This window comes from Streptococcus sp. IsoGale022 (assembly GCF_031142805.1).
Classification (GTDB): Bacteria; Bacillota; Bacilli; order Lactobacillales; family Streptococcaceae; genus Streptococcus; species Streptococcus sanguinis_A.
Genome location: NZ_JAKZJI010000002.1, coordinates 41238 through 57933, shown reverse-complemented (window position 1 = coordinate 57933; position 16696 = coordinate 41238). Strand labels below are relative to the sequence as shown.

At 44.7% G+C, this 16696-nt stretch carries 15 protein-coding genes; 8 read left to right on the top strand and 7 right to left on the bottom strand.

The genetic code is table 11. From position 1 onward, the window contains the following. Positions 1-150: 150 nt before the first annotated feature. A complete protein-coding gene (locus RG608_RS01795; protein WP_308946471.1) occupies positions 151-2043 on the bottom strand; it encodes a M13-type metalloendopeptidase in 1893 nt (630 codons plus the stop codon). Positions 2044-2192: 149 nt separating this feature from the next. On the opposite strand from RG608_RS01795, the gene RG608_RS01790 reads away from it, so the two are divergent. From RG608_RS01790 to tpx, 4 genes are all read left to right on the top strand, one after another. Further along, a complete protein-coding gene (locus RG608_RS01790; protein ID WP_308946470.1) occupies positions 2193-2912 on the top strand; it encodes a metal ABC transporter ATP-binding protein in 720 nt (239 codons plus the stop codon). 1 nt (position 2913) lies between these two features. Beyond that, entirely contained in the window at positions 2914-3762 is an 849-nt protein-coding gene (locus RG608_RS01785; protein ID WP_032909779.1) for a metal ABC transporter permease, read from the top strand. Positions 3763-3781: 19 nt separating this feature from the next. Next, positions 3782-4711 carry a metal ABC transporter substrate-binding lipoprotein/adhesin SsaB gene (gene ssaB, locus RG608_RS01780; RefSeq protein ID WP_308946469.1) on the top strand — a complete coding sequence of 310 codons (930 nt, stop codon included), beginning with the start codon at positions 3782-3784 and terminating at the stop codon, positions 4709-4711. 150 nt (positions 4712-4861) lie between these two features. Continuing rightward, positions 4862-5353: a thiol peroxidase gene (gene tpx / locus RG608_RS01775; protein ID WP_002896683.1), complete on the top strand. Its 492-nt coding sequence runs from the start codon at positions 4862-4864 to the stop codon at positions 5351-5353. Positions 5354-5373: 20 nt separating this feature from the next. On the opposite strand, the gene RG608_RS01770 is transcribed toward tpx, so the two are convergent. Together RG608_RS01770 and RG608_RS01765 are read right to left on the bottom strand one after the other, a co-directional pair. After that, the gene (locus RG608_RS01770) at positions 5374-6474 is read right to left on the bottom strand and encodes a DUF3114 domain-containing protein (protein WP_268687024.1); all 1101 of its coding nucleotides are present in this window, start codon (positions 6472-6474) and stop codon (positions 5374-5376) included. An 84-nt stretch (positions 6475-6558) separates the two neighbouring features. Next, on the bottom strand, positions 6559-9132 hold the full coding sequence (locus RG608_RS01765) for a GBS Bsp-like repeat-containing protein (protein WP_308946468.1): 2574 nt from the start codon (positions 9130-9132) through the stop codon (positions 6559-6561). 227 nt (positions 9133-9359) lie between these two features. On the opposite strand from RG608_RS01765, the gene RG608_RS01760 reads away from it, so the two are divergent. From RG608_RS01760 to RG608_RS01750, 3 genes are all read left to right on the top strand, one after another. After that, positions 9360-10007 (top strand): metal-dependent transcriptional regulator, encoded by a 648-nt coding sequence (locus RG608_RS01760; RefSeq protein WP_061595015.1) that lies wholly within the window; start codon positions 9360-9362, stop codon positions 10005-10007. A gap of 105 nt (positions 10008-10112) precedes the next feature. Continuing rightward, positions 10113-10574 (top strand): MarR family winged helix-turn-helix transcriptional regulator, encoded by a 462-nt coding sequence (locus tag RG608_RS01755; protein ID WP_268687026.1) that lies wholly within the window; start codon positions 10113-10115, stop codon positions 10572-10574. Beyond that, positions 10567-10992 carry an EVE domain-containing protein gene (locus tag RG608_RS01750; RefSeq protein ID WP_268687027.1) on the top strand — a complete coding sequence of 142 codons (426 nt, stop codon included), beginning with the start codon at positions 10567-10569 and terminating at the stop codon, positions 10990-10992. Before RG608_RS01755 ends, RG608_RS01750 begins: the two co-directional genes overlap by 8 nt. A gap of 113 nt (positions 10993-11105) precedes the next feature. Here RG608_RS01750 and RG608_RS01745 read toward each other — a convergent pair whose 3' ends face one another. After that, positions 11106-11720 (bottom strand): CPBP family intramembrane glutamic endopeptidase, encoded by a 615-nt coding sequence (locus tag RG608_RS01745; protein ID WP_268687028.1) that lies wholly within the window; start codon positions 11718-11720, stop codon positions 11106-11108. 488 nt (positions 11721-12208) lie between these two features. Between RG608_RS01745 and RG608_RS01740 the strand changes: the two genes are divergently transcribed. Continuing rightward, positions 12209-13006, top strand: coding sequence for a DUF4037 domain-containing protein (locus RG608_RS01740; protein ID WP_268687029.1), 798 nt, complete (start codon positions 12209-12211; stop codon positions 13004-13006). Between the two features lie 252 nt (positions 13007-13258). Here RG608_RS01740 and dtd read toward each other — a convergent pair whose 3' ends face one another. From dtd to RG608_RS01725, 3 genes are all read right to left on the bottom strand, one after another. Then, positions 13259-13702, bottom strand: coding sequence for a D-aminoacyl-tRNA deacylase (dtd, locus tag RG608_RS01735; protein ID WP_268687030.1), 444 nt, complete (start codon positions 13700-13702; stop codon positions 13259-13261). 68 nt (positions 13703-13770) lie between these two features. After that, the gene (locus RG608_RS01730) at positions 13771-15990 is read right to left on the bottom strand and encodes a bifunctional (p)ppGpp synthetase/guanosine-3',5'-bis(diphosphate) 3'-pyrophosphohydrolase (RefSeq protein ID WP_268687031.1); all 2220 of its coding nucleotides are present in this window, start codon (positions 15988-15990) and stop codon (positions 13771-13773) included. Positions 15991-16257: 267 nt separating this feature from the next. After that, complete coding sequence (locus tag RG608_RS01725; protein WP_268687032.1) at positions 16258-16650, bottom strand: DUF1310 family protein; 393 nt, start codon at positions 16648-16650, stop codon at positions 16258-16260. Positions 16651-16696: the final 46 nt, after the last annotated feature.

Genomic DNA, 16696 nt, shown 5'->3' with positions numbered 1-16696 from the left:
CAACTACAGTATAGCACAAGGTTAGATAAATGTAAACGCTTTATATTTTCTTTGATAAAATAGTCTGCTTTCACAAACAAAAGCAGACTATTGAAATGAGCTCGATTATTTTTGAATTGATCAAGATTCAATAAACGTCTTATCTCTGCATCACCAGATGACCACCCGCTCTTCTGGGCTCCGCCACATGCCGTCTCCCTCTTGGACATCAAAGGTCGTAAAGAAGTCGTCAAAGTTAGGCAGCTGCACATTGGTCCGAAGCTTGGCTGGCGCATGGACATCAACGCTTGCCAAGAGCTTCATATACTCTTCGCGTCCCTTCATTCGCCAAATGCGGGCAAAGTTAGTGAAGAATTCCTCAGCAGAAAAATCCGCTTCTTTCTTGGCTGCTTCTAGGGCTGCTGCAATCCCCCCCAAATCTGCCACGTTTTCTGAAACAGTCAGCTTGCCATTGACCTTAGCACCATAGGAATCCTGTCCTTCGAACTGATCAATGACCTTTTGAGTCCGTTCGGTAAAGGCTTGGTAGTCGTGCTCCGTCCACCAGTTATTGAGGCTACCATTTTCATCAAAGGAAGCTCCGTTAGTATCGAAAGCATGAGAAATCTCATGGGCGATGACCGCTCCGATACCACCGTAATTGGCTGACGAGGACTGGTGCAAGTCATAGAAAGGGGCCTGTAGGATAGCCGCTGGAAAGACAATCAGGTTTTTCTGCGGATTGTAGTAGGCATTGACCATATGGGCTGGCATTCCCCATTCCTTGTAATCCACCGGTTTATTCCACTTGCTCCAGCTATAAGCAATATCAATCTGGCTCAGCTTCTGAGCATTTTCAAAGAGAGTCAGCTTTTCATCCACGACCTTGCGGGAATAGCGCTCAGGTAGCTCGTCAGGATAGCCAATATAAGGCTTGATGACATTGAGTTTGACAATAGCCTTGTCCCGAGTTTCTGGTGTCAGCCAGTCATTCTGAGCCAAGCGATTTTTATAAACTTCAATCATCGTCGCCACTTTCTGCTCCACATCAGCCTTGGCTTCTGGAGAGAACTTCTGACCGGCATACCAGAGACCGACAGCTTGATTAAAGGGACCTTGGGCCAGGTAAAAGGCTGCTTTTTTCTTGTCTTGAGCCTGAGGGGTCCCTGATAGAGCACGGTGATAAGCTCCTGCCAAGACACGGATGTCATCCGTTAGATAAGGTGTCGTATTGCGGACCGCAGAGAGAATCAGCAGAGCATGGAGTTTATCCCAGTTAGCGACTGTATAGATATCCTTAGCTGCCTGCCAAAAACGCTCTTCCGGCACAATGACTTGGTCGGGTTCTTGACCGATTAACTTGGTGAAAATATCCGCCAGAGGCAATTCTGGTACCAAGGCCTTGAAATCGTCCCACTTATAAGGATGGTAGAGCTTAGCATACTCAGAGCTTTCTTCACTAGACAGAACATACTGAGCAAAAACAGCATCCAACTCCAAGACCTTATCCAAAAGATCCTTGATTTCCTCTTCCGCAAAGTCAAATTTTGCTAGCAAATCTTCCTGAGCCTTGCGCCATTTTGCAAGCAGGTCATCCTTCTGCGGATGGTCCTCCGCATAGTAGGTCGTGTCTGGCAAAATCGTTCCCGGTCCGTCAGCCCAGAGCACATTGATACGAGCGTCCATAAAGTCAGGCGCCACACCAAAGGGGAAATAAGTCGGCTTACCAGCCAACTCAAAATCAGCAATCTTAGAAGCATAGTCTTCAAAAGATGTTAGATTGCGAATTTCATCAATGTAAGCACGCGCAGGCTCAATCCCTGTCGCTTCCCGCTTGTCATAATCCGCTGCCAAGCGATGGTAAGCAACAAAGTTCTGCAGAATGGCATCTTCTGGCACTCCATCGCCAGCCAGCCATTTGTCAGTCGTGGCGAGCATAAGATCTTCAATCTCATCTGCCAGATCCATGAAGCCACCCGTCACTGGCTTATCATCAGGAATGACCGCCGTCTTGGCCCACTCGCCATTAACTGCATCATAGAAATCATCTTGTAGTCGTGTCATTTTCTTCTCACTTTCATGCTTTTGATATAACCTTATCAAAATCCACTTATTTTTTCAAACATTTCTTATATTAATTTTAGAGATTTATTAAAAATTAACTTGACTTAATTTTTATTTTAATGTATATTAAATACATAGAGGTGTATGAGATGATTACGATTAAAGATTTGACTGTCAGCTATCAGGATACGCTGGCTCTTGAGCCCCTTTCATTAACCATTAAGGAGCCAACCATTACTGGGATTATTGGTCCTAACGGAGCCGGAAAATCCACCCTGCTCAAGGGTATGCTAGGGATTATTGACCACCAAGGCCAGACTCTGCTGGATCAAAAGCCACTGCAGAACTCTCTCCAACGGGTTGCCTATGTGGAGCAAAAGATTAATATTGATTATCATTTTCCTATCAAAGTCAAAGAGTGCGTCTCTTTGGGACTTTACCCACAGCTCAAGCTCTTTCAGGGCATGAAGAGTTCCCATTGGGACAAGGTGGCTGAGGCATTGAAAATTGTCGGTTTAGAAAACTTGGCAGAGCGGCAGATTAGCCAGCTATCCGGCGGCCAATTCCAGCGTGTCTTGATTGCTCGTTGCTTGGTTCAAGAGGCGGATTGTATCTTTTTGGACGAGCCCTTCGTCGGCATTGACTCTGTCAGCGAAGAGATTATCATGTCTACGCTGCGCAGCCTCAAAGCCGCAGGCAAGATTATCCTGATTGTCCATCATGACCTGAGTAAGGTTGTTGATTATTTCGACCAAGTTATCCTGCTCAATCGTAAGCTGATTGCCTTCGGTCCTACCGAGACCAGCTTTACCAAGGACAATATGAAAAAGACTTACGGCTCCCAGCTCTTTATGAATGGAGGTGCCTAGGATGATTTTAGAATTTTTCCAAGGGTTGCGGGACTTTCACTTTCTGCAAAATGCCCTCATTACAGCCATCGTCATTGGGATTGTTGCTGGGGCTGTCGGCTGCTTTATCATTCTGCGCGGCATGTCGCTCATGGGGGACGCTATCTCTCATGCGGTTCTGCCCGGTGTGGCTCTCTCCTACATTTTAGGGATTAATTTCTTTATCGGAGCCATCACCTTCGGACTTTTGGCCTCAATTATTATCACCTACATCAAGGGCAATTCCATTATCAAAAGCGATACGGCCATTGGGATTACCTTTTCTTCCTTTCTAGCTCTGGGGGTGATTCTGATAGGCGTAGCCAATAGCTCCACCGACCTCTTTCATATTCTCTTTGGGAATATTTTGGCCGTGCAGGATATTGATATGTGGATTAGTATTGGAGTCGGAATAGCTGTGCTCCTAATCATCACCCTTTTCTTCAAGCAGCTATTGATTACCTCCTTTGATCCCCTGCTAGCTCAGGCTATGGGCATGCCGGTCAGCTTCTATCACTATCTGCTGATGATTCTATTGACCTTGGTCTCTGTGACAGCCATGCAGAGCGTGGGAACCATTCTGATTGTCGCTCTCTTGATAACACCGGCAGCAACGGCCTACCTCTATGCCAACAGTCTAAAAACCATGATTCTGCTGTCCTCAGGGCTAGGCGCTCTAGCTTCTGTGCTGGGCCTCTTTATCGGCTATAGCTTTAATGTCGCTGCAGGATCCAGCATTGTCCTGACATCGGCTCTCATCTTTCTCATCTCTTTCTTTATTGCCCCTAAGCAACGCTATTTAAAACTTAAAAACCGACCTAAACTAAAATAAAAATCAATGGAGGAATCCCATGAAAAAATTAGGTTTTTTATCCCTGCTTTTGCTAGCAGTCTGCGCTCTCTTTTCCTGCTCCGGTCAGAAGAACGCGTCCAGTGACTCGTCCAAGCTCAAGGTTGTTGCGACCAACTCCATTATCGCTGATATTACCAAAAATATAGCTGGCGATAAGATTGACCTGCACAGCATTGTACCAGTCGGCAAGGACCCCCATGAATACGAACCCCTGCCTGAAGACGTCAAAAAGACTTCTCAAGCAGACCTCATCTTCTACAATGGTATCAACCTAGAAACCGGCGGCAATGCTTGGTTTACCAAGTTGGTCAAAAATGCCAATAAGGAAGAAAACAAGGACTACTATGCTGTCAGCGATGGCGTTGACGTCATTTACCTTGAAGGGCAAAGTGAAAAAGGCAAGGAAGACCCCCATGCTTGGCTCAACTTGGAAAACGGCATTATCTATGCGCAAAATATTGCCAAGCATTTGATTGAAAAAGACCCTGACAATAAGGCCACTTACGAGAAAAATCTTAAAGCCTATGTGGAAAAGCTAACCGCTTTGGACAAGGAAGCCAAGGAGAAATTCAACAATATTCCAGAAGAAAAGAAAATGATTGTGACCAGTGAAGGATGCTTCAAGTACTTCTCTAAGGCCTACAATGTGCCATCGGCCTATATCTGGGAAATCAACACCGAAGAAGAAGGAACTCCAGATCAAATCAAAAACTTAGTTGAAAAACTACGCAAGACGAAAGTGCCGTCTCTCTTTGTCGAATCAAGTGTGGACGACCGTCCGATGAAGACTGTTTCTAAAGACACCAAGATCCCAATCTACGCTAAAATCTTCACTGACTCAATCGCTGATGAAGGAGAAGAAGGCGACAGCTACTACAGCATGATGAAATACAATCTGGATAAAATTTCCGAAGGATTGGCCAAATAATGATAAAAGGTTAGGAAGACAAAATCCTAACCTCTTTATTTTTGGAGAAGGAGCTTCACATGGAGTCGATCTCAAATTTCCGGTCAAATTATTCGAAAAAATCACTATTCGCTGTACAATGAAGCTATCAAACATGAATGGAGACTTCCTATGACAACTTTTCTCGGAAATCCTGTAACCTTTACTGGAAAGCAACTGCAAGTCGGCGACACCGCCCACGATTTTAGCCTGACAGCTACTGACCTTTCAAAGAAAACTCTGGCTGACTTTGCTGGCAAAAAGAAAGTCCTGAGCATCATCCCATCTATCGATACTGGTGTCTGCTCGACTCAGACTCGCCGTTTCAACCAAGAGCTCTCTGACTTGGATAATACCGTTGTTATCACGGTTTCAGTTGACTTGCCTTTTGCTCAAGGTAAGTGGTGTGCTGCTGAAGGCATCGAAAATGCTGTCATGCTCTCTGACTATTTCGACCATTCTTTCGGTCGCGACTATGCTGTCCTCATCAATGAATGGCACCTTTTAGCCCGTGCAGTTCTAGTTCTGGATGAAAACAACACTGTGACCTACGCTGAATATGTCGACAATATTAACACTGAGCCTGACTTCGAAGCTGCTATAGCCGCAGTTAAAAGCTTGTAAAAGATAAAAATACGGACCTGCTAGTCCGTATTTTTTTGTGCGAAAAACTTCTGCCAAAACTGACGGAAGCAAGCCCATGAACGCAAGAGAAAGGATGGTCGATTCAGCAATTTCTTGAACCGAGCAATCTCTGCCTTTACCTGTTTATAAGCACTCCGCCCCTTTCGAGCATAAGGGCTCTTAGCCGAGCGATAGCCCAGCGGACCACGATTATTCTGAGGTGACTTGAACTTGCAGCCGCTATTTTCAATGGCAAGCCTGCGAAAGCAAGGATCCCATACTGCAGGTGTTTTGACGTCATAGCGGGTATGAGAAGCCTGATTGACCGGACGATTGCGCTCACCGTAGTTAAAGCTGGCGCCATTCACAATACCGTTTTGGCTAGCCCCCTCTGGATCGATAATATTGAGAAAACGACCTGTCTGATTCAGAATAAACTCTGTATGAAAATCAATCAGGATTTTTATATTGGTCTGACTAGCTTGACCATCCGGATAGATAGCTTGCTCTGATCTCTTATCAATATAGGCTTTATTGTGCAAGCGAGAAGATTCTTGAAAACTGTAGGGCAGTCCGGGGTCGGCCTTGAAATAAGCCGCCAAGGCTTCTGCATCTGTCATACCAGTCTGACGGTAGTGATCTCTGACCCACTGAGCCTGCTGGCAGGAAATGACATAGCGAAACTGATGCAGTTGGCGCTTGAGCCTTTGATTGCCATCCTTTTGGCTAAAATCATCTGCCGGAAAAGCCTGGCGTAAGGTACTTGAAAAAATCTTCCAAAAACGATCATGCGGTGTTAGGTCTGGAGCAATTCGAGCCAGTAAAAGATTCGCCTCTGTCTTATCTCCGCTCAACTCCTCAGGCATATTAACAAGACTCATAGCCAGAACCAGCAGCTCCTGAGCTCCTAACCTGCTGTTCTGAACCTCCTCAGCTAGCCAAAGCTCTTGAAAGAAGGGACTGCCAAAAAGCTGAGCCTCCTGCAGGTAATTTCTTTCTTCTGACACTGTTTTTCCTTGCCCGTTATTGAACCCTGCAAAAACTTGTTCTAGCGCCGCTTGAGACCAACCGATTGATTGCAATTGCTGAAAAAGCTGTTCTTTCCTTTCTTTTGGATACATGGCTCCCCTCCTTTCTTTTTTCTATTATACCCACATAGAAAACCGCCCGTCAAACAACGAGCGATCTTCTTATTCACGAATTTCTTATCCTTTGATGGCAATAAAGGGGGAGCCTTCAGTATTATCCGTCGGATCTACACTCTTGACTCCAAAGAGATAGTCTACTGGATACCAGCCATTATTAGCCGCATTATAAGGGTCACGGACATAGGTTTTTCCATTGTCATAGCCTTTAAGAACTAGCTCATGAGTCACTGGATAATGGGCAAAGATGCTAGTACCAACGGCACCTAGGACATGATGTCCCTGTGAAAGCACTTCTTTGACTGCAGAGGCTGTAAACAGGGTCTCAGTCGTCAGATCCCAGTGCTGGGCAGCTCGGACTATACCACGGCTGCTAGTACCAAATCCATCTTTATTAAATTCATTGGTATAGTTATATAGGTAATCCGCAACGGTTGTCGGAAGCACTTCTGTCCCAGTAATTCCAGAAATAACCATGGCTAGCGTTGTCGGCACGCATCCTGTCGCATCCATGCTGTAAGAACCATACTTCCTGCCGCCCCAGCGACCATCACGCTGTGAGTAGTATGGAGTATTGTAAACTGCTTTGGAGACCTGGGTCGTAGTAGCATCAACAGCGATGAGCTGACCATTGTCCTGCTTATAGTAAAGATGAATCTTGTACTCGCCGGTAGAAAGCTTATGGTCACTAGCTCGGACTGTGATCTTATAGGTACCATTCGCCTGCTTTTGAGCTAAATACCACTTGACATCATCCTGATCCTTATCTGTGGACCAAGTTGGCAGATAGACTGCTTGAATTCCGCCTGGATTGGAGATATTTGTCACAACTACATCAAAAGTTCCTGTTCGAGCATTATTGTTTTGGATATTGATTTTTCCAGTTGCACGGATGTTCTCAGGTGCTACAGAAACCATCAGCTTCTCGCCACCTGCACCTTGCATCTGGGCATCCTCGTTCAGATAGTAAAGATGAACCTTGTACTCACCCACTGAAAACTTATGATCCTGAGCTCGGACATGTTTCTTATAGGTTCCGTCAGCTTGGCGCTCAGCGATATACCACTGCACATCGTCTTGGTCGTTAGCAGCTGACCAAGTCGGCAGGTAGACCGCCTTCAGGCCATCCGGTGCGACAATATCAGAAACAACAATATCAAATTCACCTGTCTGTGGATTGTTGTTCTGAATGGTGATCTTGCCCTGTGGCTGGGCGCGAGTAACTACCGTCTTAGCTGAACCCGCTCCCTGCAGCTGGCCTGCATCATTCACAAAATAGAGGTGAACATTGTAGTCTCCCAAAGAATTCTTATGATTGCGGTAGCTGACATGCTTGAAATAGGTCCCATCAGCGCGCCTTTCGGCTGTGTACCACTGCACGTCGTCTTGGTCGTTAACAGCTGACCAAGTCGGTAGATAAACAGACTTCAGACCATCTGGGGCGACAATATCGGACACAACAATATCAAATTCACCTGTCTGCGGATTGTTGTTCTGAATGGTGATTTTACCCTGAGGCTGTGCGCGAGTAACCACTGTCTTAGCTGAACCCGCTCCCTGCAGCTGGCCTGCATCATTCACAAAATAGAGGTGAATATTATACTCGCCCAAGGAGTTCTTGTGGTTGCGGTGGCTGACATGTTTAAAATAGGTCCCATCAGCGCGCCTTTCGGCTGTGTACCACTGCACATCGTCTTGGTCGTTAGCAACAGACCAAGTCGGCAGGTAGACCGCCTTCAGGCCATCTGGGGCTACAATATCTGACACGACTATATCAAATTCACCTGTCTGCGGATTGTTGTTCTGAATAGTAATCTTGCCTTTTGGTTGCACGCGGTCAACCACCGTCTTTGTTGAGCCTGCACCCTGCAGCTGATCTGCATTATTCACGAAATAAAGGTGAACATTATACTCCCCCAGAGAGTTCTTATGATTGCGGTAGCTGACATGCTTAAAATAGGTTCCATCAGCGCGTCTTTCGGCTGTGTACCACTGCACATCATCTTGGTCGTTAGCAGCTGACCATGTCGGTAGATAAACAGACTTCAGACCATCTGGAGCGATAATATCGGACACGACAATATCAAATTCACCTGTCTGTGAATTGTTGTTCTGAATGGTAATCTTGCCTTGAGGCTTTTTGACTTCTGCTGCTGCCAAGGGGCGCTCTGTAGCAGAAGCTGCTTGTGCTGGCTGATTAGAAGCATCACTTTTTTCTGAGTTCTCAGCCACAGCAGGTTGATTTTCTGTCGAAGCTACAGTGTCACTTTTCGGCTGGGCATTTTCTACAGGATCTGAAGAAGTAGACTGAGCACTGGTATCGGAAGACGCAGGTATCTGACTAGCGTCAGGACTAACAGCCTCCGTTGCTGGTGCAGCCTTATCCATGCTTGACAGACTGGTTTCTGTCACAGTCGGAGTTGTAGCTGTGCTAGCTTGGTCCTCCACAGCCTGGCTGACAGCGACACTGTCAGCTGTCTGGCTAGGCGCCAGCTGTTCTGCCTGCACTGCTCCACTTCCAAGAAAGGCCAGACCAGTCGCAATCGCTACTGAGACTGCTCCCAGACTGCATTTGCGAATGCCAAAACGAGTAAACTTCTCTGCTCGAGACGCCATCATTCGTCTTTTTTTCATAATAGGATTCTCCTTTTGCAAAAAAGTAAAAAGCAAGCCAATTTTCTGCAAACCAGCTAAAGAATTTTTACTTTTTATTTTTTAAATCGTACGCTTTGATTATATAATAATCGCAAAACGATTACAAGCGAATGAAGAAAATCTAAACATCAAAGAAAGGCTTAGACACTGTATTCTTGCAGCGATTTTTGTTATACTAATGATAGAAAGTTCAGCGAGGATGCAAGATGACCCCAAATAAAGAAGACTATCTCAAGTGTATCTATGAGATTGGCAGTCGCCACAAAAAAATCACCAATAAAGAAATCGCCCAGCTCATGCAGGTTTCACCTCCGGCTGTGACGGAAATGATGAAAAAAATGCTGGCGGAAGAACTTCTGGTCAAGGATAAAAAAGCCGGCTACCTGCTGACTGATTTGGGGCTAAGGCTAGTTTCTGACCTCTATCGCAAGCACCGGCTGATTGAAGTCTTTCTGGTCAACCATCTCGGCTACTCGACTGATGAAATCCATGAGGAAGCCGAAGTCCTAGAGCATACTGTTTCTGAGCGCTTCGTTGAGCGTCTGGATGCCATGCTCCAGTACCCCAAGATCTGTCCTCACGGAGGCACCATCCCAGCCAAGGGAGAGCTTCTGGACGAAGAAAACCAACTGACTCTGGAAGAGGCTTCTGCCCCTGGCGACTATATCATCAAACGGGTGCACGACGACTTTGACTTGCTCAAATACTTGGAAAAATACAACCTGCAAATCGGCCAAACCATCACCTTCATCCAATACGATTCTTTCGCTCAGGTCTATCTTCTCAAGACAGAAACCCAAGAAATCCAAATCAATCCTATGATTGCCCAGCAGATTTATGTAGAAAAACTATAAACAGAACCCAGTTCGGACTTTTTAGTCTAAACTGGGTTTTTATTGACAAAAATAAGATGTCGAATTATAATAAGCATACTTACAAAATGTCTAGAGGGAAAGCTAATGGAAAAATCGCAGTTTAACTCCATCTACAAGGATGAATACAAAAAATCAACCGGTCTGCTCTTTATCCGTGCCTACCACAAGTGGCATGGGTTGATAAAAAACAAACTGAGAACGATTGATTTGACCCATCCCCAGTTTGTCGTTCTAACCACTCTTGCAGCGCTTCTGCGTCAGCAAGAATGGGTGAGTCAGACCGATATTGCCCGATTTTCTGACATGGATGTTATGACCATATCCCAAATCATCCGCCTCTTGGTCAAAAAAGAATTGATAATGCGGGAAGTCCATCCCAAGGACAGCCGCGCCAACATCATACTTCTAACGGATATGGGGCTGCAAAAGGTCAACCAAGCCCTTCCTCTGGTAGAAGGCATCGATCAGGCGTTCTTCGGAAAATTAGGAAATAATACAGAAACACTAAACCAACTCTTAATAGAACTGGAGGCAGAAAATGACTAGATTTTGGATTGGTGTCGTATCAAAAGAACATGTACTAAGAGGTGTGGAAGGTGGTTTTTGCCAAGTCTGCCATGGAAAGAAAGCACCATTGAACCGAATGAAAAAGGGGGACTATCTTTTGTACTACAGTCCCAAGTATCAACTGAATGGTCAGGAAAAGCTGCAGGCCTTTACAGCAGTTGGTAAGATTCTAGATGACACTGCCTACCAAGTAGAGATGTTCGAAGGCTTTGTCCCATTTCGGCGAGATGTCAGCTACTACCAACCTGTCAAAGACTGCCCCATTGACCAAGTCCGCCAACATCCTCAGTGGCGAAAGTATGCTTCTCAGATAAGATACGGACATTTCGAAGTTTCGAAAGACTTCTTCCTTTATGTTTTTGAGCAAATGAAACTGGACAGCCCTACAAATCAGTAGAAACAGCTTCGTTTGACTTACACCTAAACCTTTGCTCACCTGTCATCAAATCTAAAGTTCCGATTCTCAAGGAAAAACGGAACTTTTTGATTTGAAGTGAAATTATTGATTTATCAAATCAGCATAAATGCCGATAAACTACCCACAACTACATTTGCTAGGGCATGCATGATCCAGCTGGCTAAAATGGAGCCATCAGATTTCTTTTCATTGACAAAGCCCAGATAAGCCGCGATGCCACCCGTACACAAAATGATGAGCAGGGTTTGATGCCAAGAGAGTATTGTTATAAACATCAGACCATGGATCAGACCAAAAAGAGCAGCTTGTATGCTATTGGCCACTACAAAGGGTAAGCGGCTAGCCAATCTCTTTAAAAGAAAACCTCTGAATAGCAGTTCTTCTGGCAGAGCAGTTTGAAACAGACCATAAATCAGAATAGCAGGCAAGGCTTGAAAGCCGAGGCCTGAAAAGTTTGAAGTCGCTGTCTTAAGACTTTTTACAGTCGTATATAGTAGCAAAAACGAAAGGGACAGGAAAAATAGCGAACCCAACAAAATCCACAGCCAGATCTTCCGGCTGCCAGTATCTTTTAGCGGTTTTAAGCCAAGCCATTCTAAAAATGGACTTTTTCTTCTAGCCCTTATCAACCACCAAACAAAAGGAAGAAACGCAAACAAAGCAATTTGAATCAGAGCATTCAGCATCTGTTGAACTAGATTTCCCATGGTAAGAGACTCCTTTCTTTTCTTTAATATGATTATACAAGACGAACTTCAAGAATTTATAAAGTAATTCTAAAATATTTCTAAAGAATGAAAGAAATCATAAATAAATCAACGATTACTGCCACTTCCACTTGTCTACTATGCTTCTCATTTTTGGACTAAATGATATCAAAAAATCTTTAAAAACTTATCTCAAAATCTAAGAAAAGTTGCAGATAAAAATAAGGCGATGAGTTTAAAAAAATAGAAAACTGACAATGAGTTAAAGAAAAAAAGCCCTAAAATTTTATCACACAAAGTCAAATTTTCAGCCTATCGATCCTAGATTATTTTCTTTTTAGTCCAATACTTCCAGCTCCTGCTCATCCATTTCATCCCCCTCAGGGTCTTAATTTTACAGGCTCGGAACCATGCCAAAAGCTTTTTTCCTTCTTGCCAACTCGCTTACATTTTGCTAAAATGATGTCAAAAATCAGTAAGGAAAAATTATGCCACAACAACTTTTTAAAGAATTTGCGCAGCTAGATCAAGTGGAAGCTATTGTTCTCGGTGGCTCTCGTGCTGGACAGCATTTTGACAAAGACTCAGACTATGATGTTTATATCTACTTGACAGATTCCATTGCTCCCACGACTCGACGCGATATCCTCAACAAGTACTGCTCCTACATGGAAATCGGCAATCAGTTTTGGGAACTAGAGGATGACTGTGTGCTGAAGAGTAACATCGAAATTGAGCTCATTTACCGTACACTGGACAGCTTTGATAAAGACCTGCAGACTGTAGTCCTAAACCACCAAGCCCAGAATGCCTATACCACCTGTATGTGGCACAATCTGCTCCACAGCAAAATCATCTACGACCGAAATGGTCGCTATGAGGCACTTCAGAACAAATACAGACGACCTTATCCAGCTGAGCTGAAAAAGAATATTATTAAGAAGCAGCTCCTCCTACTCGATCAAGCCATGCCAGCTTTCTCCAAACAAATAGAAAAAGCGCTCAAGCGTCAGGACTTGCTCAGTATCAATCACCGTAGCAGTGAATTTTTTGCTTCCTATTTTGACTTGCTCTTCGCCCTAAACGAACAGACGCACCCTGGAGAAAAGAGAATGCTAGAGTTTGCAAAAACCAACTGCATGCTATTACCTCAACATTTTGAAGAAAATATACAGACCTATTTTCAAAAACTCTACACAGAACCCGCTGAAGCCATAAACCTTATCAATCAGCTAGCGGCGACCATCAAAGAAGTCATTCCTCAAGAAATTATTGATGGTTTTTAGTAATGTTGTAGAAAACTATCTATTCATTGCTGCAAAAGCTGAAAAAATTAGAGAGTGGGACAGAAATCGGTAATTCGTTAGAATTCGATTTCGTCGTCCCACCTCCGCACAGTTGAGTAGGGCTGTAAAAGCTGATGAAATCAGCGTAGTAGAGCCCACTCAACCACTGCGTCTTGCTCGACAATCCAAAGACAATTGAGAGGCTAGGACTTTTGTCCCAGCCTCTTTTCAAACTCCTTTTCATGCTTCTTATCAGCGATTCCTTGTATCTAAGATAATGGTCACTGGACCATCATTAACTAGTTCTACCTGCATGTCTGCCCCAAAAATCCCCGTCCGAGTCGGCACCTCCTGCTGCAAGGCGAGATTGAAAGCATCATAAAAATTGCTAGCCATCTCTGGCGGAGCAGCCTTAACAAAGGCTGGCCGATTACCCTTTTTGGTATCTGCATGCAAAGTGAATTGAGAAATCGACAAAATCTCTCCGTCAATGTCTTTGATAGACAGGTTCATCTTGCGCTCAGCATCGGAAAAAATCCGCATATTGACAATCTTCCTGACTGCATAGTCCATATCTTCCTGACTATCGTCAGGGCCTACGCCGACTAGGAGCAGGAGGCCTTGTCCAATGCTGCTGTGCAGCTGCTGGTCAATGCTGACCTGAGCACGTTTTACGCGCTGAATCACTATTTTCATATCTTTTCCTTTGATTTAAGCAAATCACCAAGAGTAGCTTACAGCTAGATAATGATTTCCGAAATGGATCAACCATTAGTCCGCTTGACCGAGTAGACCTCCGGCACGCTCTTGATCTTATCCACCACCGTCGTCAGCATGGACAGATTAGCAATACCAAAAGAAACGTGGATATTGGCAAATTTCATATCCTTGGTCGGCTGAGCATTAACTGTTGAGATATTCTTGGTAGTATTGGACAGGACTTGCAGCACATCATTGAGGAGACCAGAGCGGTTGAGACCGTAAATATCAATGTGAGCCGTGTACTCTTTGGTCGTGTTGTTATCTTCCCATTCCACATCAATCAGCCGCTGCTCGTAATTTTCCTGGGCCTTGAGATTCATGCAGTCCTGCCGGTGAATGGCTACACCTCGTCCTTTGGTAATATAACCGACAATGTCATCACCCGGTACAGGATTACAGCATTTGGCAATCCGGATGAGGAGACCAGACGCACCCTGAATAACCACACCGCCTTCGTGCTTAACCTTGAGTGTGTCTTTTTTGTTTTCGACCTTGACTTCGCCGCCCTTGACCAATTCCTCCGCTTCTGCTCTGGCCTTGGCCCGTTCTTCCTCACGGCGCTCTTTTTCTGTCAAACGGTTGAAAATACTAATGGCACCAATCTCACCAAAGCCAATCGCTGCAAAAAGAGCCTCTTCAGTCTTATAACTGGTCTTCTGCAGCACTTCTTCCATGTGCTTCTTATCCATGTACTTATTGGCTACATAGCCATGCTCCTGAAATTGAGCCTGCAAGAGCTCCCGCCCTTTGGAGATAGACAGCTCCTTGTCTTGATTTTTAAAGAACTGGCGGATTTTATTTCTGGCCTTGCTGGTCTTGACAATATTAAGCCAGTCGCGGCTCGGTCCGAAGGAGTTAGCGTTGGTGATGATTTCCACCTGATCACCTGTCCTGAGCTTGGTTGTCAGAGGAACCATGCGACCATTGACCTTGGCCCCCGTGGCTTTCTCACCGACCTTGGTGTGGATCTCATAGGCAAAGTCAATGGGACCCGAATCCTTAGGCAGAGAGCGCACCGCTCCATCCGGTGTGAAGACATAAATTTCCTCAGCCAGATAGCTCTCCTTGACCGAGTCAACGAAGTCCTTGGCATTGTTAGACTGGTCCTGCAGCTCCATCAGCTCCTTGATCCAGTTCATCCCGATGGCTGATTCTTTGCTGTCTACCTGTCCTTTAACACCTTTTTTATAAGCCCAGTGAGCCGCAACCCCATACTCAGCGACCTCATGCATTTCCTTGGTCCGAATCTGAAACTCAATCGGACCTTTGGGGCCATAAACGGTCGTATGGATAGACTGGTAGCCATTGGCCTTGCGGTTGGCAATATAATCCTTGAACCGCCCTGGCATAGGACGCCAAAGCTCATGAATATAGCCCAGCATGGCATAAACATCACTTTGAGTATCCAAGATACAGCGAATAGCAATCAGATCATAAATCTCATCAAAACGCTTCTTCTTGTCCTGCATCTTACGATAGATCGAGTAGATATGCTTGGGCCGGCCATAAATTTTACCGTGCAGATTGCGTTCGCCAGCATAGGTCTCAATCTTCTGAACCACCTCTTCTACCAGTTCTTCACGCTCCCGACGCTTCTCCTTCATCATGTGGGAAATTTTGTAAAATTCCACTTCATTGAGATAACGGAAAGACAAATCTTCCAGCTCCCACTTGACACTGGAAATCCCCAAGCGATGAGCCAAGGGTGCGTAAATTTCCATTGTCTCTCGAGAAATCCGCTCCTGCTTATCCTTGCGCAAGTGCTTGAGCGTCCGCATATTGTGGAGACGGTCTGCCAGCTTGACCAAAATAACCCGGATATCCTCCGACATGGCCATCAACATCTTACGGTGGTTTTCCGCCAGCTGCTCTTCATGGGATTTGTACTTGACCTTACCCAGCTTGGTAACCCCATCCACAATCACGCGAACATCAGTCCCAAACTCTCTTTCCAAATCATCCAGCGTCGCACGGGTATCCTCAACCACATCATGCAGAAAGCCGCAGGCGACCGTTACTGCGTCCAGCTTGAGCTTGGCCAAAATCCCTGCCACCTGAATGGGATGCACAATATAAGGCTCACCTGACCTGCGAAACTGCCCACTGTGACAGTCAATCGCATAGATCAAAGCTTTCTGTATAAAGGCCACATCCTCCGCAACCAGATATTTTCTCGTAAGGGCCAATACCTGATCGCCCGTCAAATTCACTTCTTTTGGCATCTCGTCTCTCCAATTCCTGCCTACTATTTTATCACTTTTAACCCAATATGAAAACCTAGAAGACGGTCCATATAAAAACCCGCCTTAAACGGGCGGGAGTTATCCGGTGTGAGGCCGGTAAAAACAAAGCCTTACTTATTATCCTGCAATTCCTGAATGCCACTTCTCTTTTGCTGGGCACTTTCTTTGACTTATCACCAATTTTATAACTAGCATATTCTTGCCAAGCAATCTTATTCTTTTCTTCATCATTGTAAAACATCGAAATCACTCCTTAAGCAAATCTTGAAATTTCTTTGATTTTGACATTCCCACTGTACTAATTGGTTCGTCTTCCCCATATTTTTGAATGCCAAATTTACCTATAACATCTTGGTTTTCATTAATCACAATATGAAACATGATTCCGCCCATAGGATTATGACGGATGGTCTTGTCATCTATTTTATAAGAGCGAATCTTCCCCTTATCCGTTAAAGCATGAGGATCTAATTTTTTTAATTTCTTTTCTATTAGATTCTTCACTTCCTCACTGTGGACAATTTCGGTCATTTCATTCTGAAATTCTTGATTTTTGTGAGCCATATACACTCCTCCTCCTAGACAAACAGCCACAAACAAACTGACTATAATTAGTATAATTTTATGCTTTTTCTTCATGAGATACTCCTACGACTATTATAATTTAGTATGTGGTATAGATTTT

Bases quoted from the DNA above. Each gene is read 5' to 3' on its own strand.
- RG608_RS01755 (WP_268687026.1), top strand. From the start codon at position 10,113: ATGGAAAAATCGCAGTTTAACTCCATCTACAAGGATGAATACAAAAAA.
- RG608_RS01795 (WP_308946471.1), bottom strand. From the start codon at position 2,043: ATGACACGACTACAAGATGATTTCTATGATGCAGTTAATGGCGAGTGG.
- ssaB (WP_308946469.1), top strand. From the start codon at position 3,782: ATGAAAAAATTAGGTTTTTTATCCCTGCTTTTGCTAGCAGTCTGCGCT.
- dtd (WP_268687030.1), bottom strand. From the start codon at position 13,702: ATGAAAATAGTGATTCAGCGCGTAAAACGTGCTCAGGTCAGCATTGAC.
- RG608_RS01760 (WP_061595015.1), top strand. From the start codon at position 9,360: ATGACCCCAAATAAAGAAGACTATCTCAAGTGTATCTATGAGATTGGC.
- RG608_RS01770 (WP_268687024.1), bottom strand. From the start codon at position 6,474: ATGTATCCAAAAGAAAGGAAAGAACAGCTTTTTCAGCAATTGCAATCA.
- RG608_RS01730 (WP_268687031.1), bottom strand. From the start codon at position 15,990: ATGCCAAAAGAAGTGAATTTGACGGGCGATCAGGTATTGGCCCTTACG.
- RG608_RS01740 (WP_268687029.1), top strand. From the start codon at position 12,209: ATGCCACAACAACTTTTTAAAGAATTTGCGCAGCTAGATCAAGTGGAA.
- RG608_RS01750 (WP_268687027.1), top strand. From the start codon at position 10,567: ATGACTAGATTTTGGATTGGTGTCGTATCAAAAGAACATGTACTAAGA.
- RG608_RS01765 (WP_308946468.1), bottom strand. From the start codon at position 9,132: ATGAAAAAAAGACGAATGATGGCGTCTCGAGCAGAGAAGTTTACTCGT.
- RG608_RS01785 (WP_032909779.1), top strand. From the start codon at position 2,914: ATGATTTTAGAATTTTTCCAAGGGTTGCGGGACTTTCACTTTCTGCAA.
- RG608_RS01745 (WP_268687028.1), bottom strand. From the start codon at position 11,720: ATGGGAAATCTAGTTCAACAGATGCTGAATGCTCTGATTCAAATTGCT.
- tpx (WP_002896683.1), top strand. From the start codon at position 4,862: ATGACAACTTTTCTCGGAAATCCTGTAACCTTTACTGGAAAGCAACTG.
- RG608_RS01790 (WP_308946470.1), top strand. From the start codon at position 2,193: ATGATTACGATTAAAGATTTGACTGTCAGCTATCAGGATACGCTGGCT.
- RG608_RS01725 (WP_268687032.1), bottom strand. From the start codon at position 16,650: ATGAAGAAAAAGCATAAAATTATACTAATTATAGTCAGTTTGTTTGTG.